We start from the raw sequence: 19,959 nt of genomic DNA, 5'->3' as shown, positions 1-19,959 counted from the left end.
AGCCGAGGTCCACAGGGGTTTATTGAGTGTTGCCCTGAGTTTACAGCTAGTGCAATGGGAACTGTATGCTTCGACGTTAGATCTCCGGCTGCCCGAGGTCAAAGATGCCGTACATAACAATCCAACCGTGTCGTTTTTGCTTACTTCTCAAAGTCTTCGGGTTCGACGTCGGCCAGGAACTCGCGGAACTGTTTCAATTCACGCTCAGCGTTAGCCTGGCCTTCGGGGGAAGCCGCCTCGCCGTCGTCGTCGTCAGCTTCTGCGATCTCCACCCCGGTGTCCTCCATGACCTGTGGGGCACAGTAGATCGGGCATGGCACACGCAGTGCGATTGCTATGGCATCTGACGCACGGGAACTGACAGTGGTTCCGTCCTCAAACACCACCTCAGCGTGGAACACCGTATCCTCAACCCGAACGATCCGGACCTCAGTTACGGTGTGGTTCAGTGCTGCCACCATGCTGACCAGGAGATCATGAGTCATGGGCCGCGGCGGAACAATGCCCTGCTGGACGAAGGCGATTGCACTGGCCTCAGGCGCACCGATCCAGATGGGGATGTGGCGCGTGCCTGCGGATTCCTTGAGCAGCACGAGGGGCTGATTGGACGGCAGCTCGATGCGAACGCCCACAACATCCATCTCGATCATGTCTGCCTCCTAATTTTCCATCCGCGCAATCTGGCCCTGGACGAGGGCGCTGTGGAGGTTCAGACACAGCTCACTGATTTCGCGAGCGGTTTCTGCAGCCCGGGCCTTGGATGCAACGTCCCGGCGGGAGGCGACCGGGGCGACGACGCTCTCAACAAGACCGAGTTCACGGTCCGCTGCAGCACGGAAAGGACGAAGGTGCCGCGGCTCGATTCCGTGGGACTCCAACTGGACGCACGCACGAGTGATCTTCAGCGCGTGTTCATCGAAACGGCCCTCCACCTCGGCGATGAGACCGAACGCCATGAGGTCCCGAACCAGTTCCGGGCGTGCACCTGCCTCCGCGGCCAGGGTTTCCCGCGTGAGCCGGCGAGCGTGCGATCCGAGCTCGCGGCCTAGCTGCTCCGAGACCATCCGCGGCGCGAGAGTGAGACCGCCGGGCAGGTTCTCGGGGCGCTCTCCCCGGTCCACCGCGTCGAGGTAGTCCTTGATGACTTTAAGCGGCAGGTACTGATCGCGTTGGAGGGCCAGGACAAAACGCAACCGCTCGACGTCGACAGGCGTATATTTCCGATAGCCCGCACGGGTGCGCTGAGGAGTGATTAGGCCTTTTTCCTCCAGGAACCGAATCTTGGAGGCACTGATGTGCGGGAAGTCCCCGGCCAGCTCAGTGAGGACCTCCCCGATATTCAGTACGTTCCCGCTGACACGCTCCGGGGCTACACCCACGGGTCGCCGGGACGGCTGGGAGGAGGGCATGAAAGTCCCTAGACCTGACCCTGCGGCTGCGACACGCTCCCGGCAGCATAGAAAGTGAGGCGGAACTTGCCGATCTGCACTTCGTGACCGTTGCGCAGCACCACGCTGTCTACGCGATCATTGTTGACATAGGTGCCGTTGAGGCTGCGGGAGTCAACAACCCGGAAGCCCTCTGCTTCACGGCGAAATTCAGCATGCTTGCGAGAAACCGTGACGTCATCGAGGAAAATATCAGCGTTCGGGTGGCGTCCGGCCGTCGTGACATCTTCGTCCAAAAGGAAACGAGCACCGGCATTCGGTCCGGTGTGTGCTATCAGCAGTGCCGATCCGGCCGGGAGGGCGGCAACGGCCGCGAGTTCCTCGCGAGTGAGCCGCGGTTCCACCGACGTGGAGGTCTGCGGCGGCAGTCCTATTGTGGTGGTTTCAGGTGAAGGCACATGCGATCCCGAAGCGTCCTGTGCGGCTGCGTTGTTCTCGCCTACCATTGAAAATTTCCTTCCCCAAAACTCGTGGCCAACCGGTTACCCGGCTGGCCACCATCTGTTTGCCTGAGCCGGTAACCCTAGCCTACCTGCTGTGAGTATTCCGACGAACTGAGAAGCTCCTTGACCACCGAGCTATCCTCCACCTTGATTTCAAGCAGCCAACCGTCGCCGTATGGATCGGTGTTGATCAGGGCAGGCTCGCCGTCAAGCGCTTCGTTACGGTTGACGACCTCGCCGGTGAGCGGGGCGTAAATGTCGCTGACACTCTTGGTGGATTCAACTTCACCGATGACATCGGATGAACCTACTTTGGAGCCGGCCTCCGGCATCTGGACATAAACGACGTCGCCGAGCGCATCCTGGGCGAAGTCGGTGATGCCGACACGAACAACGCCATTGTTGTCGGGGGCTGTGACCCATTCGTGTTCAGCCGTGTAGTAAAGGTCTTCGGGAATGTTGCTCATTGTCGGCCTTTCGTGGGCACCGGACGGATGATTCCTGGCATGCGGTAAATAAGCGGCGGCCCCTTCTCTTCCGATCGGGGGCCTTAGGAACGAGTATAGGCACAGTGCCCATGCCGTGCGTCACCTCTTTCGGAACGTTCAATTCCAGCGTCACCGCGCTGCACATATGCCGTGTCCATGGAAATTCAGATCTCGATGAGACAGGATCGATCCATGACTGACCTGCCCTTCCCGATTCAGCCGATGCTCGCTAAAGCCGTGGACGCTGTCCCGGAGCCAGACAGCGTTCCCGGCGGACTCAGCTACGAACCGAAGTGGGACGGCTTCCGCGCGGTTATCCATGTGGAGGACGGGAAGTGTGAAATCGGCAGCCGCGGGTCCAAGACGCTCACCCGGTACTTTCCCGAGCTCGTAGAGGCACTCCTTGAGAACCTACCTGAGCGGTGCGTGGTCGACGGAGAGATTGTTGTCCGCCGCGGTGAACCTGGAGCTGAGCGCCTCGACTGGGAAGCTCTGTCGCAGCGGATCCACCCAGCCGACAGCAGGGTCCGCCTGCTCGCCAAGGAGACACCGGCGTCGTTCATTGCCTTTGATCTGCTCGGTCTTGACGAACACAATCTGTTGGATGTCCCTTTCTCAGATCGCCGAAAGGCGTTGGAGGGAATTGCTGAAATGTTTTCCGAACCGGTGCACCTCTCACAGGTGACCGACGACGTCGAGCTCGCTCGGCGTTGGCTGGTCGAGTTCGAGGGTGCCGGGCTGGACGGTGTGGTCGCCAAGCCGCTGGCGGCTGCCTACGAGCCGAATAAACGCCGCATGCTCAAGGTCAAGCACAAGCGCACTGCCGACGTCGTTGTACTTGGCTACCGCGTACACAAGAGCGGTCAGGGTGTTGGTTCGCTTCTTCTGGGTCTGTACGACGACGGCGGTGGGTTGCGTAATGTCGGCGGCGCCTCCGCATTCTCCGACAAGCGACGGTTGGAACTGATTGACGAGCTTGAGCCCGATGTCATCCGGGATGAGGACGGCGAGATTGTTCTCGGTGAGACGGACCGGAGCCGGTTCGCTTCCGCGAAGGATGTTTCGTATGTCCGCTTGCATCCGCGACGGGTCATGGAGGTGCGGTACGACCAGATGGAGGGCGACCGGTTCCGGCACACGGTGCAATTTGATCGGTGGCGCCCGGACAGGGAAGCGCGGTCCTGTACGTTCGAGCAGCTGGAAATTCCGGCGGCATACGACCTCAGCGAGGTGCTCGCCTAGGCGTTGTTACCCCTGCGTGTGGATAACTGCTGGCGTGTCAACCGACTCTGGTTAGGATGGTTGGCAGCTTACTTCATCACAGGTTCGGGGAATTCATGAATCAGTCTCGCCTGGCGTGTGCCCTTGCCGGCGCCGCCCTTTCAGTTCTTGTTCTCGCCGGGTGCTCAGGTGGTGATCCCGGCGCAGCTCAGACGCCGTCGGAATCTCCGTCGGCGTCAGCAGTACCTTCGGCGTCTGAGGCACCCTCAGCTACGCCCACGCCGACGCCGTCTCCCGCTTCCGCAGCAGGGCCCGCCGTAAACATTCCGGTTCCGGAAAAGCCGGCCCTTGCGGACGAGAATACGGTGGAGGGGCTGGAGGCGTTCACGGAGTGGTGGTTTGAGCTGCTGAACTACGCATACGCGACGAACGATCTCGAGCCGCTGAATGCGGTGACGGATGAAGGTTGCACTTCTTGCGACAACATCGAGGAGTCCATTGCGAGTGTGTACGTGGACGGCGGTTGGCTACGAGGAGGTGACGTCAATCTGGAGACCTTCAAATCCGAATTCGTGCCTAACACCTCAGGTTCCATCTCCTCGTTCGCCTTCGTAACACAGGACTCTGCCACTTACTACGACTCTTCAGGTGAGGTGATTCGGGAGGGAGACCCTTACAGCGAGCCAACGGCACGGCAAACGGTGGCAGTGTTCGCTGAGGGTTCCTGGCTGATGCTCGATCTTGGCACGCCGGGCGCATAGCGATGAGACGAATCGCAGCTACCGTTTCGAGCGTCCTTATACTCACCGCTTCGAGTCTTCTATTTTCACCGAATGCGTGGTCAACTCTGGACGCTGGTCCCGACGTCGGTTTCCTCCCTGATACTGGCGTCGGCATAGGAAACTTCTCGCAAGGGAATGAAGATGCATCTGGCAATGACACTGGCAGTGCAGAAGCGCCAAGAAGCGAAGCACCAGTAGCGCTGCCCGACCCCTATGTGACTTATACATACGAGCGTGTGTGTCTGCAGGGTGTAGAAAGTTTCCTTAGCCCTGCAGATTGCGTGATCATAGACGCTGCCTGTGATTCCGAACCCGACGGCGCCATGGTCGAGTGGATCGCTATCGACAGCTCCACGACTCCCCCGACGGAGACTCCAACCGGGAACACAACCTGCCTCTATCCAGGCTCGCCTGCGCCAGAGCCGCCGAACGGCGGAGAGGTTGCGGAACCCGCAGTTGTGATCACCCTGGAGGACTTCCAGAGTCAGCCGATTATCGCCGCTGCCGTCATCTCGGAGCCGAACAACTTCGGACTGCTGGGCGGACACAACAACTTCTGGGCGGACGTTGAAGAACAAGAGTTTGCCTTCGAGACCCTCGGTGACGAGGTGCGCATCCGTGCCTGGCCGGTGGCCTACGACTGGAACTATGGCGACGGCACTACCCGGACTACTCAAACCGCGGGCAACGCCGTCCCCGAGTCGGACTGGCTCTTGGTGGAAACGCCCACCAGTCATGTCTACGGCGAGACCGGGGACTACAACCTGGTCCTCACTACCCGCTTCAATGGGGACTATTCGGTCAATGGCGGACCCTGGATTCCCATCGCGGGCCAAGCTGCGGTCCAATCAGAGCCGCACCTCATCAGTATCTGGCGCTCCGATAACCGGCTTGTGGACGGTACCTGCTCAGAGAACCCGTCAGCGTGGGGATGCTAGCGGGACCTACTTGTCTTTCTTCGCCCGGCTCGGTTGAACCCTGGGCGGCTCCCCCGGCATCTTGGGGTAATCGGGCGGAAACGGCAGCTCCCCGAGACCGGAATCCAAGTCGCGTTGCCACCATTCGAGCAGCGTGTCGATAGTCCCTGGCTTCTCGTGGAAGTCGGCCCACGGGTCACCGACCGTACGCAGCCGATCCGGCACCGTCAGGATCGTGAAGTCTTTGGGGTGAATCCTCTCAAGCTCTTCCCACGTGATGGGACAGGAAACCGGAGCGTGTGAGAGCGCCCGCGGGCTATATGCACCTGCGATAGTGCGGTCCCGGTTCGCTTGATTGAAGTCGACGAAGATCCGCTCGCCCCGCTCCTCCTTCCACCAGGAGGTGGTCACCTGCTCAGGCATACGCCGCTCAAGTTCACGGGCAGCAGCAATCACCGCATGCCGTACATCAAGGAACTCCCGCACGGGCTCAATCGGCGCGTACACGTGGATACCCCTGTTACCCGACGTCTTCAAAAATGCGTTGAGCCCGGCCTCCTGCAGCACTTTCCGCAGCTCCATCGCAGCCGGCACGGCGTCGTCGAAATCGGTGCCGGGTTGAGGATCGAGGTCAATGCGTAACTGGTCAGGGTTGTCCGAGTTCTCGGCACGGGATGGCCACGGGTGAAATACGACGGTATTCATCTGGGCTGCCCACACCGCTGCCGCCGGCTCATCTATCACCAGCTGCGGGTGGGACCGCGCACTCGGATACTCGACCTTCACGGAGCGGATATAGTCCGGTGCACCCTTCGGCGGGTTCTTCGAGAAGAACTGGTCACCATCGATGTTGTCCCCAAAACGCTGCAGCGCGAGCGGACGGTCTCCATTGGCCGCAATGAAGGCGTCGCCTACATCGATGAGGTACGTCGCCAGATCAAGCTTCGTCAGTCCGAGTGCCGGCCACATGACACGGCTGGGACTCGAGATGCGTACTTCGCGGGTGCCGTGCGGCCCATCAACGGATAAGACTGTCGCCTCGGATGCCATGCGTCCAACATACTCTGCAGGACCACGAACGCACCCGACGCGGCACGCCGCAGATCGAGCATGCCGCAGATCGAGCATGTCGAAAGGGTCACGTAGGGAGGACCACACCAATCGGCTCGCGCTTCTCGGCCTGGAACTTGTCTTCGGTACGCCCAGCAGCCCAATATCCGGACAATGAGAGCTGGTCTTTGGACAATCCGCGATCCTTGAGGAAGACGTCCCGCAGCGCCTTCATGGATTCCCGCTCGCCGTGCGCGAAGACTTGTACGCGTCCAGTCGGCCACTGATATCCGGTGACCGCAGCGGCGAGTAGCGACTTCGTCCTGTCATCACGCGCGTCACGGTGAACCCAAACGATCTCTACACCGGACGGTTTCGAGAGCTCGAGGACGTCGTCGTTTCCGCCGCACTCAAGGAAAGCAACGCCCACAGCCTCCTCCGGCAGGTACTCAAGGGCCGCGGCAATGGCAGGCAGCGCTGACTCATCACCGGCAAATAAGTGCCAGTCGGCATTCGCGTCAGGAGCGTAGGCTCCACCCGGGCCCATCAATGCGATCCGGTCTCCTTGCTTTGCTTGGGCCGCCCAGGGACCGGCCAAGCCCTCATCACCGTGAACGACAAAATCGATGTCGATGGTCCGGTCAATCGAATTGACCTGCCGAACCGTGTAGGTACGGGTGACCGGAACGTCCTCGGGCGGCAGCTGTTCACGAAGCGCAGCGAGATCGTAGGGCGGCTCAAGTCCGAGTTCCGGCTTCGCGAACAAGAGCTTCACATAGCTGTCAGTGACGTCCTTGCGCTGAAACTGGTCGAATGCAGGTCCACCAAGTGTCACCCGCACCATGTGAGGGGTCAGCCAGGAAGCACTCACGACATCAAAAATAAGCTGCGGCCGCGCCGGCTTTGCCTTCTTCGGGACATTATTCACACATCCAACTTCTCACGCCCGGACACGTTCCACTGAATCTTCACGGGCTCGAAGCGTGCCGGGCCCAAGGGCATAGGGTCAGAGAGTGATCGCCCATCCCCAGGAAGGAACGCCGGGTGCCGTTTGTACTCTCCCGCTTGATTCGCCGACTTGGCCGCTCCCGCATCTGGGTGGCGCCGGGTCTCATTATCCTTACAGTGTTCCTGACCAGTTGGCCGCTCATGGCATGGGCAGAGCCATCCAGCAACACCATCACGTCACCAGAGAACTACTGGTGGTGGTTCATGGTTACGGCTTCCACTGTCGGTTACGGCGATTTCTTTCCCACTACAGTCGGCGGGCACCTTGTTGGCGTCTACGTCATCATCGGCGGCATCGTTACCCTGACCACGCTATTCACCCGCATCGCAACCGCGATCGAAAACGCGAAAGGACGGCGCATGAAGGGTCAGTCAGACCTCGATATGTCGGACCACCTGGTGATTGTCGGCTACACGCCCGGCCGCACCGAACGGCTGGTGCAGGAGATCCTGGCAGACAGCGCTGACCCAGTGGCGCTATGCACCTGGGAAGACGTCGCCGAAAACCCCACGTCGGACCACGCCAACCTCGGCTTTGTCCGCGGTGACCTCGCCGAAGAAGGCGTGCTGAAGCGTGCCGGGGTCCATCGCGCAACGCGGATCCTCATCGACGCTCGGGATGATAATGAAGCGCTGACCATCACTGTGGCTGCCACGCACGTAAACCCCGACGCGCACATCGTTGTCACGTTGCGGGATATGAGCCGCGCCCGCAACTTCTCCTACGTGGACGACGACGTCCGCTGCGTCCAGTGGCACTCACCGCGTCTCGCTATCGAAGAACTCCAAGACCCGGGTATTGCAATTGTCTACGCGGACCTGATGTCCCATGGGGGCAGGAATACCTACAGCACAACGCTGCCGAACACGCTGTCGACCATGAACTTCGGCCAGGTGCAGGAAGCATTGGGGCGAAAGTTCACTACGACGGTGCTTGCAGTTCAACACGAAGGAGCCGTCATCAATCCCGGATGGGACTCGCCGCTGCCTGCCGGCTCAGTTCTCTATTATGTAGGCGAACGCAGGCTCTCAGCGCAGGAAATCACCGGCGCCATGTCCAGGTAGCGGGGAGCGGAAACTCCGCCCCGAAGGACGCCCGGGGAAGGAAAAAGGTCCCGGAAACCGTAAGTTTCCGGGACCTCGCTGTCGGGATGACAGGATTTGAACCTGCGACCCCCTGACCCCCAGTCAGGTGCGCTACCAAGCTGCGCCACATCCCGATTGGCGCGGACATACGGTCCGAACCACCTCAAGAATCCTATCCTATCGCTGCCCTGACCAGCGAACCGGTGCAGGGCGACGATGCATCTACTTCTTGCGTCCGCGCTTCTCCCGAACGCGCATCGAAACCTCGATCGGCGTCCCCTCGAAACCGAACGTCTCACGCAGGCGGCGCGTGATGAACCGGCGGTATCCCGGGTCGAGGAATCCGGTGGTGAAGAGGACAAAACGCGGAGGACGCGATGAGGCCTGCGTCCCAAACAGGATGCGCGGCTGCTTTCCACCGCGCACCGGGTGCGGATGGGCTGCAACGAGCTCACCAAGGAACGCGTTCAGTTTGCCGGTGGGGATGCGCTTGTCCCAGGACTCGAGCGCCCGATCAAGTGCAGGTACAAGACGGTCCTTGTGCCAGCCGGTCATCGCGGAAAGATTGACGCGTGGCGCCCACTCCACGTGCGCCAGGTCCTGCTCGATCTCGCGCTCCAGGTAGCGGCGGCGTTCGTCGTCGAGCAGGTCCCACTTGTTGAACGCGAGCACCAGCGCACGGCCGGATTCAATGGTCAGATTGAGGATCCGCACATCCTGCTCACTGAGCACCTCATCAACCGCGAGGAGGACGACGGCGACCTCCGCCTTCTCCAGCGCGGACTGAGTGCGCAGCGACGCATAGAAATCGGCGCCCTGCGCCATATGCTGGCGTCGGCGGATGCCCGCAGTATCGACGAAGCGCCACACACGGCCACCGAGCTCGATCATCTCGTCCACGGGATCGCGCGTGGTGCCGGCCAACGGGTCAACGACAACCCGCTCGGTACCTGCCAACTTGTTCAGCAGTGAGGACTTGCCGACGTTCGGACGCCCGATCAGCGCAACCCGGCGCGGGCCGCCGGAACGCTCCAGTCCGCCGTGCTCGGAAAACTCCGGCATGAGCTCAACAGCCCTGTCCAGCATGTCCGCCGTACCGCGGCCGTGCAACGCGGACACCGGCATCGGCTCGCCGAAGCCAAGCGACCAGAGCGCTGCGGCATCGGCCTCATTCTGGATGTCGTCGACCTTATTGGCGACCAGGATGACCGGCCTCTTCTTGCGCCGCAGCATCCGCACGATCGCCTCGTCGGTGGCGGTAGCCCCGACCGTTGCATCCACAACAAGCAGCACGGCATCGGCGAGGTCGACGGCGGCCTCAGCCTGGTCGGCGACGCGAGCGTGAATACCGCGCGCATCATGTTCCCAACCGCCGGTGTCCACCAGCGTGAAGTCGTTGCCGTTCCAGGTGGCCGAGTACATCACGCGGTCACGCGTGACACCCGGAGTGTCCTCCACGACTGCCTCGCGGCGTCCGAGGATGCGGTTAACGAGCGTCGACTTGCCGACGTTGGGACGCCCGACGATCGCAAGGACCGGATCCAGCCGGACCGGGGCGTCGTCGTCGTAATCGCCCAACTCCTGCGCGAGGAGGGCTGCGTCCTCCTCGTCCAGCTCATAGTCCTCCAGACCGGCGCGCAGCGATTCAGCGCGGCGCTCAGCCTCTGCGTCATCCAGGGCGTGGATGTGTTCGGATACGGAGTCCTCGCCCGTGGGCTCGTACTCTTCCTCAAGTCCGGTCTGGTTCTCGCTCATATTTCGCGATCCTTCGTTTTATTGGTGGGCGACAGTGCGAACGACGTCGAGCACCGCCGCCACTGTCTGCTCAAAATCCAGGTCCGATGAGTCAACGGTAACTACACCGTTTGCGGCCTGCTGAAAATTCACCACTGAGGAGTCCTTTGCGTCACGCGCAAGGACCTGCTGCTTCAGTTGCTCGACTGTCTGGGTACCGCCGAGCTGATCCCCGCGTCGCCGAAGCCGCGCCTCCTCGCTGGCGGTCAGCAGGATGCGTACTTCCGCGTCAGGGGCGACGACGGTGGTGATGTCCCTGCCTTCTGCCACGATGCGGTGGTGGGAGTCGGCAATGATCTGGCGCTGCCGGCGGATCAGTTCGCTGCGCGCACCGAGGGTGGTCGCGACGGCGCTGACGGCCTGCGAAACCTGCGGTTCGCGGATGGCGTCCGTGACGTCGATTCCGCTGATCAATACTGACTCGGTATCCGGCCGGGTACTGATGGACAGATCGAGTTCACGGGAGGCTCGTTCCACCGCGCCGGCGTCGGAGAAATCGACGCCCTTCTCGAGGCAGTGAAGTGTCACCGCACGGTACATTGCGCCGGTGTCGAGGTAGGCCGCGTGAAGCCGTCGGGCAGTTTCCCGGCTGACGCTGGACTTGCCCGAACCGGACGGCCCGTCGATGGCCACGACAAGTGATTTGCCCAATCGGAAGTGGGCGAGAGATACAGTCACTGGACCACCTTCCAACCGCGGTTCGTCAGGAAATCGGTGAGCTCGTGCCGCTTGCCGGGCAGTACGGAGACCTCGGCCATGCCCACCTGCCGCTCAGGTGAATGTTCCAGGCGGAGGTCCTCAAGGTTGATTCCGGTTTCCCCGATGTCGGTGAGCAACCGCGCGATCTGCCCCGGAACGTCATCGACCAGCACGGTAAGCCGGGCGAAGGCTTCCGGCGGTGTGCCGTGCTTGCCTGGAATGCGTGCCTGGCCGATGTTTCCCTCGGCCATCAGCTGTGCCATGTCCAGGCGGGCGCCCTCCCCCACCGGATTTTCGAGCGTCCCGATCAGCCGGTTCAGATCCTCGCGCACCCCGTAGAGAATCTCCACGAGCCGGCCGGCATTCGCCGACAGGATCTGGACCCACAGCCGGGGGTCGCTCGCGGCGATACGCGTCACGTCCCGGAGCCCGTTCCCGGCGAGGGACAGCGCGTGTGCGGGCGTGTCCTGCAGCCGGCTCGCCAGGAGGGACGACAAGACCTGCGGCAGATGTGAAATGACCGCAACTGACTGGTCATGTTCCTCAGCGGTCATCCGCGATACGACTGCGCCCAGGTCGATAGCCAGGGCCTCGGCCGTGCGTACCGCTTCCGGAGCACTCCGATGGGATGCGCAGATCACCCACGGCATGGACGTGAAAAGCTCACCGCGGGCCGCTACCGGCCCGGATTTCTCGCGCCCCGCCATCGGGTGGGTGCCTACATAGCGTGAGAGGGCGTCGTCGTCGGCTGCTTCCAGAACCGACTTCAGCACCGCATCCTTGACACTTGCAATATCGACGACGACGGCAGCCGGATAGGCTGCCAGCGCATCAATCACGAGCGCACCGGTGACGTCCGGCGGCGCTGCAACAACCACGAGTTCCGGCGCGAATGCGGCATCAGCCGGCTCAAGCGGCCGGCCGGCTCCGATGTCCTGCGCCACGGCCTGGGTGGACGGGGAGATGTCCGACAGGACAACATCGATTCCCCGCGCGCGCAGACCGAGCCCGATACTGGTGCCGAGCAACCCGGTGCCGACGATAAGCACGGGCCCCGACAGGTGTGTGCCGCCGTTTGTTACGGTCATCGGCTACATCTCCACAGCGGTCAGGAGGTGCCCAACTTCCTGACGGCCGAGAACGCGGATGCTGCCCTGACGCTGGTCGCCGACGCGAATTGGACCGAACTGGGTGCGGACCAGACGCTCGACCGGGTGCCCGATGGCATCGAACAAGCGGCGCACCACGCGGTTGCGGCCCGAGTGGAGAACGACCTCCACGAGCACGTGTCCAGGAGTGGAATCGACAAGCCTGAAGGAATCGACCCGGGCGATGCCGTCCTCCAGCTCGATGCCTTCCTTCATCTGGGCGCCGATGCCGTGGGCCATGGGGCCACGGACCTGCACCAGGTAGGTCTTAGGCACCTCGAAGGACGGATGCGTCAGGCGGTTGGTGAGTTCGCCGTCGTTGGTCAGCAGCAGCAGGCCTTCGGTTGCGACGTCGAGGCGGCCGATGTGAAAGAGACGCTCGCCCTTGCGGTTCTTCAGGAAGTCGCTGATGCAGGGGCGGCCTTCGGGGTCTTCCATAGTGGAAACGACACCCTTGGGCTTGTTGAAGGCGTAGTACATCATGGTCTCGTTGAGCTGAAGACGGAGGCCATCGACGTGGATCGCTGCGGTCGATGCATCGACGCGCACGCCGAGGTCCGTCACTATGGTGCCGTCAACCTCGACGCGGCCGTCACGGATCATGTCCTCGCACACCCGGCGGGAGGCGACGCCGGCGGACGCCATGATCTTCTGCAGGCGGACGCCGTCGGGATTGTGCACATCGAGCCGGTCGACGGGCGGAGCCTTGGGGCGGCGGGGGCGGTGCACTGCGCCGAGATTGCGGCCGAACCGCTCCTTGCCAAAGGGCGCTGACCCGGCGGAAGCACCACGCTGACCGCTGCGCGCTGCTTTCGGAGCGCCCTTGCCTGCGCCGCCACTCTTGGGAGCACCGGCACCCTTGTAACCGCCTGCGCCCGCACTCTTCGGAGCACCGGCACCCTTGTAACCGCCTGCGCTCTTGCCAGCACCGGCTCCTTTGTAACCGCCTGCGCCCGCACTCTTGGGAGCACCGGTGCGTTTGGGGCCGTCGTACTCCCTGCCTGCGCGTGCGGGCTTCGCGTCACCGGCGTCCCTGGCGGGCCTGCCCGCGGAATCGGAGGCAGGATTACGGCCGTCGCGGTTCCTTCCGGATCCGGAGCGGGGCGCCTGTGTCATTGAAAGTCCTTAGCTGTTGTACGTCAGTACGTGGTGTGATCGAAGTCCTGCAGGTTTTCCAGTCCGGGCAGGTGCGGAGAAAGCTTGGGCAGATCGGCAACGGTGCCAATACCCAATCTTTCCAGAAAAAGCGGTGTTGTTCCGTAGAGCACCGCGCCGGTCTCCGGATCGGTAGCAACATCGGCGACAAGTCCACGTTGAACAAGGGTGCGGACCACGGAGTCCACATTCACCCCGCGGATTGCCGACACCCGCGAGCGTGAGACCGGTTGCCGGTAGGCGATGACGGCGAGGGTTTCCAGAGCTGCCTGCGAAAGCCGCGCACTCTGTCCGTCGAGAACAAACCGTCCGACGACGGCAGCGAACTCGCTGCGCGTATAGAACCGCCACCCGCCGGCGACATTTCGGAGCTCAATACCCCGACGCCGCGTTGGTCCGGGTTCCGGGCCCTGACCAGTATAGCCGTCATACTCGGCCATCAATTCCGCGAGCGCTTCCTGCACCTGCTGGACAGGAACTTCCAGCGCTGTGGCCAACTGCATCTCGGTCACCGGTTCCTCAACGACAAGGAGCACGGCCTCGACTGCGGCCGGCACTCCGCCGGATAAAGAGGCGACGTCAGTCACCGACCCCTCGCCCGGCTCACCGCGAGTGCCGTCAGGTGTTTCAGTTCGCTCGCTCACGGACTCCTCCTTCTGCGTTCTCATCCACAACCGGCGACACGTCCTGATCGTATTCCTCGCTGATGCGCTCCGCTGACCAGTCCCGCTCCCCCGCCGACCACCGGACAGTCAGCTCCCCCAGCGGCGCGGCCTGGTCCATGGTGATGACCATGTCCCGGAACATTTCCAGCAGGGCAAGAAAACGGGCGACGACGACAACAAGTGAGTCCGCGTCTGCCGTGAGCTGACGGAAGGACAGGACTCCCTGCTCCCGCAGGCGGTGCCCGATGATGTCGGCTTGCTCGCGGACGCTTACTGCCGGAGCGTGGAGGTGACCAATGCCCACTTCGGTAGGCGCCGGTTCGCGGGGCTCCAGCGCTTTCGCCGCGATCGCGGCGAAGTCCGAAGGCGACATTCGCCAGGTGAGCTCGGGCATCATTGCGGCGAGCTGCGGTTCAAGCGCTACCTCACGCGGGAAGCGTCCGGCCTCTTCGGCGAGGCGCGTGCCCAACTGCCGGGCGATTTCCTTGAATGCCTTGTATTGCAGCAGGCGCGCGAAGAGAAGGTCACGGGCCTCGAGCAGTGCGATGTCCTCCTCGTCCTCAACCTCCCCCGATGGCAACAACCGCGCCGCTTTGAGATCCAGGAGGGTCGCGGCGATGACAAGGAACTCGCTTGCTTCGTCCAGTGAAAAACTGTCCCCGACTGCGCTGAAAGCGCGGATGTAGCCGATAAACTCGTCGGTGACCTTCGCGAGGGCAATCTCGGTGATGTTCAGCTCATGCTTGGAGATGAGGCTCAACAAAAGGTCAAACGGTCCGTTGAAGTTGTCGAGCCGGACTTCGAACCGCCCGGCCTTCTCAGGCTCCGGCAGCGCGAGGGGGGCGCCGCCGTCGTCGTGAGCGTCCTGCGCCATCAGGCGGGGTGCCTGCTAAGGCGCGCCGCCGCGGGAGATGAGCTCCCGGGCGAGGTTGCGGTAGGCATCCGCGCCGGAGTGGTTACCGGCGTAGGTGGTGATCGGCTCTGCGGCGACGGTGGCATCAGCGAACTTGATGGTGCGCTTGATGACCGTTTCGAAGACCTTGTCTCCGAAGGCTTCCACGAGACGGGCGATGACCTCTCGGCTGTGGAGGGTCCGCGCGTCATACATGGTTGCGAGGACGCCATCGACCTGCAGTCGCGGATTGAGGCGGTCCTGAACCTTCTCGATGGTTTCGACCAGTAGCGCAACGGCGCGCAGCGCGAAGAACTCGCAGATGAGCGGAATGATGACACCATGCGCCGCGGTCAACGCGTTGACTGTCAGGAGACCGAGTGATGGCTGGCAGTCGATGAGGATGACATCGTAGTTGTCCTCGACCTTGCGCAATGCGCGGTCCAGGACCTGCTCGCGGGCGACCTCATTGACCAGCTGCACCTCGGCGGCGGAGAGGTCGATATTCGCGGGAAGAAGGTCGATGTTCTCCACGCCGGTGCGCTGGATGGCGTCCTCGATGTTGACCTTGCGGTCCATGAGGACGTTGTAGACGGTGACATCGAGCTCATGCGGGTTGGTGCCGAGGCCCGCGGAGAGCGCACCCTGCGGATCGAAGTCTACGAGGAGGACACGGCGGCCCGCTTCTGCGAGCGCGGCGCCCAGGTTGATGGTGGACGTGGTCTTGCCGACACCACCCTTCTGGTTCACCATGGCGATGACGCGGGCTGGGCCATGGGAGGCCAGCACCGGCGGTTCGGGAAATTCGGTGACCGGACGTCCGGTGGGGCCAATCTCTGAGTCGGTTGCGTCCTTCAGAGTTGTGGAACCCTGTTCGCTACTCACGTATCTATCCACGCTTCCGTCTAGTGCTTGTCCAGTAACAAGTTACTGTTCGCTTGCTTCCCCACGTTACAACCGCTCCCCTCCGGAGCCGTGGAAATGTAGTGTTCGCGGTGCGCGAGCCTTGAGTCTCAACTTGAAGTTCAAGCTTGAGATCCTGGCTGGCGGTGGAGGTCAATGAAACAGCAGGACACGCCCCCTATGAGCCTACAAAAGGGGCGTGTCCTGACAATTCAACGGGGGGATCAGCGCGTGGCGCCGACCCTTTCCGCTTCGCGGCCGGTGATGTGGGCTTCGGCGATGTCGGTCTTGGTTTCTGCGCCGTCCTCGGCGGTGTCCGCTTTGGCATCTTCGAAGTGACCGGCAGTCATGGTCGCTTCGTCGAAGGGCAAGCGGCCGGCCAGTACTTCGTCCACCTGACCGCGCTCGATCTCCTTGGTCCAGGTACCGATCAGAACGGTGGCAACGGCGTTGCCGGTGAAGTTGGTCAGTGCGCGTGCCTCGGACATGAAGCGGTCAATGCCCACAATGAGGCCGACGCCGTCCACAAGGTCGGGGCGGTGCGACTGCAGGCCGCCTGCCAGGGTGGCCAGGCCTGCGCCAGTGACACCTGCTGCACCCTTCGACGCGATGATCATGAAGATCAGCAGCGAGATCTGCTCACCGAGCGCCAGCGGGGTACCGAGGGCGGAGGCAACGAACAGCGATGCCATGGTCAGGTAGATGGCGGTGCCGTCAAGGTTGAAGGAGTAACCGGTAGGAACCGTGACACCGACTACCGGCTTGGAGACACCCAGGTGCTCCATCTTCGCGATCAGGCGGGGCAGCGCTGCTTCCGAGGACGAGGTCGAGAAGATGAGCAGGTACTCGCGGCCCAGGTACTTCATCAGCTTGAAGATGTTGATGCCGGTGACGATCTTGAGGAGACCGCCGAGGATGACGACGATGAAGATGATGCAGGTGACGTAGAACGCGGCCATCAAGGTGAACATGCTCACAATGGCCTGGACTCCGGTTTCACCGACGACGGCGGCAATGGCCCCGAAGGCGCCGATCGGTGCGAGCCACATGACCATGATGAGGATGCGGAAGACCAGCGCCTGGATGTGGCCGATGCCGCGCAGGATCGGCTTACCGGCCGTTCCCATCTTCTGCAGCGCAAAACCGACCAGCAGGGCGACGAAGAGTGTCTGGAGGATGCTGGTGCCGGTCAGCGAGGACAGCAGGGTGTCCGGAATGATGCCGAGCAGGAAGTCAACCGTTCCCTCAGCTTCCTTGCTCTCTGTCTCATAGGTGGCGCCGGAAATGTCCAGGCCTGCACCGGGCTTGACGATATTTCCGACCACGAGGCCGATTCCCAGGGCGAACGTGGACATCAGCATGAAGTATCCGAGGGCCAGACCGCCGACTTTGCCGACAGTTGCCGCTTTCGCAATGGACCCGATGCCCAGCACGATGGTGCAGAAGATGATCGGGGCGATCATCATCTTGATCAGACCGATGAAGGCCGTGCCGATGGGCTTGAGTGATTTGGCAACCTCAGGCGCAGCGAGGCCAAGAATTGCGCCGGCGATGACGGCGACGATGACGGCAATGTAGAGAAAGTGGGTCTTATCCACCCTCTTGCGGGGTTTGTCGACCGAAGCGGCAGACTGTGCAGGCATCTTCGCCATGCTATTTACTCCTTATGCTGGTAGGCGGCCCGATGGCCGGTTCCTAACCATCGTGAGCGTTAGAGTGATGCCGGTCACGATTGCGTTCATACTGTTCGCCGGACCGTGAACAATGCTGGGCAACTGCCAGAAGAACGGGCGCCGTCGCAGGCGGAAGGAGCGTGATCCGAGTGAGGAACTGGAGCCTGGCACGTCAGTTCTTCATTGGCCAACTCGTCTTCGTCCTCGCGCTGACCACGACCATCTCCTGGGTCCTCTACCTCGATGCGGAGGACAACACCTTCGATTCCGCATCGGCGCGCATGCTCGCAGTCGCCACGACGTTCGCCAACGATCCCTTCGTTCTTGAAGCTGTGCAGTCACCGAATCCCTCGGACCTCCTGCAGCCCTACGCGGCGGAAGTGATGGATGAGCTCGGCGTCGATTTCGTGACCATTATGGACACCGACCGCACCCGCTACACCCACCGAAACCCCAGTGAGATCGGCGGCCAGTACATCGGATCCGTTGAGCAGGCGCTTGGCGGAGTCCCTCACGTCGAGTTGTTCACGGGGACACTGGGACCGTCAGTCCGTGCGATTGTCCCCGTCACCACACCGGATAACGCCGTCACCGCCCTGGTCTCGGCCGGTGTCACCGTGGACACAGTATCCATTGCGCGAAATGCGCAGTTGCCGCTCGTCTGGCTCATTGCAGCCGGTGCGCTCACCGCCGGAACAATCGTTTCCCTAGTGCTGAGCCGCCACCTTCGCCGGGCAACGCTCGGCCTTGGCACCGAACAGCTCTCGCGCATGTTCGTGTTCTACGATTCAGTGCTGCACTCCGTGCGTGACGGCCTGGCGCTGACCAACCTTCGGGGGGATCTGGTGCTCTACAACGACCAGGCCGCAGCGCTGCTGAACTTGCCGCCGTCGGTTCCGGGCGAGCCAAAGCCGGCGTCCGACGTCGGCCTCTCGCCCTCTATTCGCGAGCTGCTGGCGAGCGGCCGCCGCGCGGTGGACGAAATCCATGTCACCGATGACCGTGTGCTGGTGGTCAACCAGGAACCGGCCGTCCCGGCGTCGGGAACAAAGCCCCTGGGCACAGTGACCACCATCCGCGACCACACCGAGCTGGAGGCCCTCTCGGACGAAGTTCAGACCATGCGTACCCTGACCGAAGCGCTTCGGGCGCAAACCCATGAGCACGCCAATCGTCTGCACACCATCGTGTCCCTCATCGAACTTGATCGCCGGACGGAGGCCCTCGAGTTTGCGACGAGGGACCTTCAGCAGTCGCAGCAGCTCACCGATGAGGTGGTGGCCGCCATCGACGAACCGTTCATCACCGCGCTCCTGGTGGGCAAGGCGGCGCAGGCGAACGAACGGGGGCTGCACCTGGACATCGATGTTGCAGGCACCCTCGAAACCCACGGCATGGATCCGAGGGACCTCGTCACGATCATCGGCAACCTGCTGGACAACGCGTTCGATGCCGCCGCCTCCTCGGAGGAACGGTCCGTCTTGCTTTCGATCCACACAGCGGGCGACGACGCCGGCTTTGTTGACATCGAGGTCGGCGACAGTGGGCCCGGCTTGAGCGAGGCCCAGCTCGGCACGATCTTCACGCTGGGCTCCAGCTCCAAAGGCACGGCAGGAACTCGCGGTCTCGGGCTGGCACTGGTTCGGCAGGCCGTGCACCGGCTCGGCGGCACCATTGCCGTCACCAACGACGGCGGCGCACTCTTCACGGTCAGCCTCCCGGCCGGACCGCGCGCACCGGAAGGCGCAGACCCAGTCGGACCGCGGGCGCACGGGGAGGCTACCCGTGGCTGACCGGCCCGCCGCTCACCCCATCCGGGTACTCGTGGTGGAGGACGATCCCATCGCGGCGGAGGCCCACGCTCTATACGTGAAGCGTCTCGACGGGTTTGACCTCGCCGGTATTGCCGGCACCGGATCCGAGGCGCTTGCGATGCTGCGCCGGCAGACCGAGGCGGGAGGCGCCGTCGTCGATCTGGTGCTGCTCGATATGAATCTGCCCGACCTTCACGGACTGGACATCCTCCGCAGGATCCGAGGTTCGGGCAGCACCGTGGACGTTATCGCCATCACAGCGGTACGGGAGCTCGGTGTGGTGCGCTCCGCGATCTCATCCGGAATTGTGCAGTACCTGATCAAGCCGTTCACCTATTCGGCATTCAGCGAGAAGCTGGGCAACTATCGGCTGTTCCGCGAGAACCTGCACGCGCAAGCCTCCTCCACCACGCAATCGGAAGTCGACAACGCGTTCGCAGCGCTGCGTCCGCCGTCGCAGGGAACCCTGCCGAAGGGGCTGTCCGAGGAGACACTGCGCGCCGTCGTTTCCTTCCTGTCTGCTGCGCCGGCGCCGGTGTCAGCGGTGGAAGTTGCGTCCTCGCTGGAACTGTCCCGGGTGACCGCACGCCGCTACCTGGAACACCTTGCCGACGGCGGGTCTGCCCGTCGGATGCCCCGCTACGGAACGCGTGGTCGGCCTGAACTCGAGTACACCTGGAACCGGTAGCCGAAAGCGTCGAGAATGTCCGGGTAGAGCAGTTCATGTATACAAAAAGCGCACTAACGCGGCGATGTATTGTTTCGGGCGCCTG

At 62.6% G+C, this 19,959-nt stretch carries 20 protein-coding genes and 1 tRNA gene; 6 read left to right on the top strand and 15 right to left on the bottom strand.

Going from position 1 to position 19,959, the window contains the following annotated elements:
- Positions 1–140 precede the first annotated feature (140 nt).
- The 4 genes from ACZ2GY_RS06275 to gcvH all read right to left on the bottom strand — a co-directional run bounded on the left by ACZ2GY_RS06275 (position 141) and on the right by gcvH (position 2,358).
- A complete protein-coding gene (locus ACZ2GY_RS06275; protein WP_277357841.1) occupies positions 141–650 on the bottom strand; it encodes a bifunctional nuclease family protein in 510 nt (169 codons plus the stop codon).
- A 9-nt stretch (positions 651–659) separates the two neighbouring features.
- Positions 660–1,409, bottom strand: coding sequence for a transcriptional regulator FtsR (gene ftsR, locus ACZ2GY_RS06270; RefSeq protein WP_471673303.1), 750 nt, complete (start codon positions 1,407–1,409; stop codon positions 660–662).
- Positions 1,410–1,417: 8 nt separating this feature from the next.
- Positions 1,418–1,894, bottom strand: a complete 477-nt coding sequence (locus tag ACZ2GY_RS06265) for an FHA domain-containing protein (protein ID WP_056547075.1) — start codon at positions 1,892–1,894, stop codon at positions 1,418–1,420.
- 77 nt (positions 1,895–1,971) lie between these two features.
- Complete coding sequence (gene gcvH, locus ACZ2GY_RS06260) at positions 1,972–2,358, bottom strand: glycine cleavage system protein GcvH (RefSeq protein WP_277357842.1); 387 nt, start codon at positions 2,356–2,358, stop codon at positions 1,972–1,974.
- A 213-nt stretch (positions 2,359–2,571) separates the two neighbouring features.
- On the opposite strand from gcvH, the gene ACZ2GY_RS06255 reads away from it, so the two are divergent.
- From ACZ2GY_RS06255 to ACZ2GY_RS06245, 3 genes are all read left to right on the top strand, one after another.
- On the top strand, positions 2,572–3,621 hold the full coding sequence (locus ACZ2GY_RS06255; RefSeq protein ID WP_471673302.1) for an ATP-dependent DNA ligase: 1,050 nt from the start codon (positions 2,572–2,574) through the stop codon (positions 3,619–3,621).
- A 95-nt stretch (positions 3,622–3,716) separates the two neighbouring features.
- Entirely contained in the window at positions 3,717–4,361 is a 645-nt protein-coding gene (locus tag ACZ2GY_RS06250; protein WP_471673301.1) for a DUF6318 family protein, read from the top strand.
- A 302-nt stretch (positions 4,362–4,663) separates the two neighbouring features.
- Positions 4,664–5,320: a hypothetical protein gene (locus ACZ2GY_RS06245; RefSeq protein WP_471673300.1), complete on the top strand. Its 657-nt coding sequence runs from the start codon at positions 4,664–4,666 to the stop codon at positions 5,318–5,320.
- Positions 5,321–5,326: 6 nt separating this feature from the next.
- Here the strand turns inward: ACZ2GY_RS06245 and ligD are convergent, their stop codons facing one another.
- Entirely contained in the window at positions 5,327–6,349 is a 1,023-nt protein-coding gene (ligD, locus tag ACZ2GY_RS06240; RefSeq protein WP_471673299.1) for a non-homologous end-joining DNA ligase, read from the bottom strand.
- Positions 6,350–6,437: 88 nt separating this feature from the next.
- The gene (locus tag ACZ2GY_RS06235; protein WP_471673298.1) at positions 6,438–7,277 is read right to left on the bottom strand and encodes a siderophore-interacting protein; all 840 of its coding nucleotides are present in this window, start codon (positions 7,275–7,277) and stop codon (positions 6,438–6,440) included.
- 116 nt (positions 7,278–7,393) lie between these two features.
- Between ACZ2GY_RS06235 and ACZ2GY_RS06230 the strand changes: the two genes are divergently transcribed.
- On the top strand, positions 7,394–8,422 hold the full coding sequence (locus ACZ2GY_RS06230) for an ion channel (RefSeq protein ID WP_471673297.1): 1,029 nt from the start codon (positions 7,394–7,396) through the stop codon (positions 8,420–8,422).
- An 81-nt stretch (positions 8,423–8,503) separates the two neighbouring features.
- Here ACZ2GY_RS06230 and ACZ2GY_RS06225 read toward each other — a convergent pair.
- The 9 genes from ACZ2GY_RS06225 to ACZ2GY_RS06185 form a co-directional block, all read right to left on the bottom strand.
- Positions 8,504–8,577, bottom strand: a tRNA-Pro gene (locus ACZ2GY_RS06225).
- 88 nt (positions 8,578–8,665) lie between these two features.
- Positions 8,666–10,198: a ribosome biogenesis GTPase Der gene (gene der / locus ACZ2GY_RS06220; RefSeq protein WP_346028391.1), complete on the bottom strand. Its 1,533-nt coding sequence runs from the start codon at positions 10,196–10,198 to the stop codon at positions 8,666–8,668.
- Positions 10,199–10,216: 18 nt separating this feature from the next.
- On the bottom strand, positions 10,217–10,915 hold the full coding sequence (cmk, locus tag ACZ2GY_RS06215; protein WP_346028392.1) for a (d)CMP kinase: 699 nt from the start codon (positions 10,913–10,915) through the stop codon (positions 10,217–10,219).
- Positions 10,912–12,024: a prephenate dehydrogenase gene (locus tag ACZ2GY_RS06210; RefSeq protein WP_471673296.1), complete on the bottom strand. Its 1,113-nt coding sequence runs from the start codon at positions 12,022–12,024 to the stop codon at positions 10,912–10,914. Before ACZ2GY_RS06210 ends, cmk begins: the two co-directional genes overlap by 4 nt.
- 3 nt (positions 12,025–12,027) lie before the next feature.
- Complete coding sequence (locus ACZ2GY_RS06205; RefSeq protein ID WP_471673295.1) at positions 12,028–13,200, bottom strand: pseudouridine synthase; 1,173 nt, start codon at positions 13,198–13,200, stop codon at positions 12,028–12,030.
- Between the two features lie 23 nt (positions 13,201–13,223).
- A complete protein-coding gene (gene scpB / locus ACZ2GY_RS06200) occupies positions 13,224–13,883 on the bottom strand; it encodes an SMC-Scp complex subunit ScpB (RefSeq protein ID WP_404800706.1) in 660 nt (219 codons plus the stop codon).
- Positions 13,867–14,778, bottom strand: a complete 912-nt coding sequence (locus tag ACZ2GY_RS06195) for a segregation and condensation protein A (protein WP_471673294.1) — start codon at positions 14,776–14,778, stop codon at positions 13,867–13,869. Before ACZ2GY_RS06195 ends, scpB begins: the two co-directional genes overlap by 17 nt.
- A 15-nt stretch (positions 14,779–14,793) precedes the next feature.
- A complete protein-coding gene (locus tag ACZ2GY_RS06190) occupies positions 14,794–15,681 on the bottom strand; it encodes a ParA family protein (RefSeq protein WP_056547036.1) in 888 nt (295 codons plus the stop codon).
- 242 nt (positions 15,682–15,923) lie between these two features.
- Positions 15,924–17,351 carry a cation:dicarboxylate symporter family transporter gene (locus ACZ2GY_RS06185; protein WP_346028395.1) on the bottom strand — a complete coding sequence of 476 codons (1,428 nt, stop codon included), beginning with the start codon at positions 17,349–17,351 and terminating at the stop codon, positions 15,924–15,926.
- A gap of 170 nt (positions 17,352–17,521) precedes the next feature.
- On the opposite strand from ACZ2GY_RS06185, the gene ACZ2GY_RS06180 reads away from it, so the two are divergent.
- The gene (locus tag ACZ2GY_RS06180) at positions 17,522–19,165 is read left to right on the top strand and encodes a sensor histidine kinase (protein WP_471673293.1); all 1,644 of its coding nucleotides are present in this window, start codon (positions 17,522–17,524) and stop codon (positions 19,163–19,165) included.
- Positions 19,158–19,874 (top strand): response regulator, encoded by a 717-nt coding sequence (locus tag ACZ2GY_RS06175; protein WP_471673292.1) that lies wholly within the window; start codon positions 19,158–19,160, stop codon positions 19,872–19,874. Before ACZ2GY_RS06180 ends, ACZ2GY_RS06175 begins: the two co-directional genes overlap by 8 nt.
- Positions 19,875–19,959: the final 85 nt, after the last annotated feature.

It is taken from the genome of Arthrobacter sp. KKT183 (assembly GCF_055657625.1).
The sequence above is the reverse complement of the archived record's forward strand: the minus strand, read 5'-3'. Positions and strand labels throughout refer to the sequence as shown.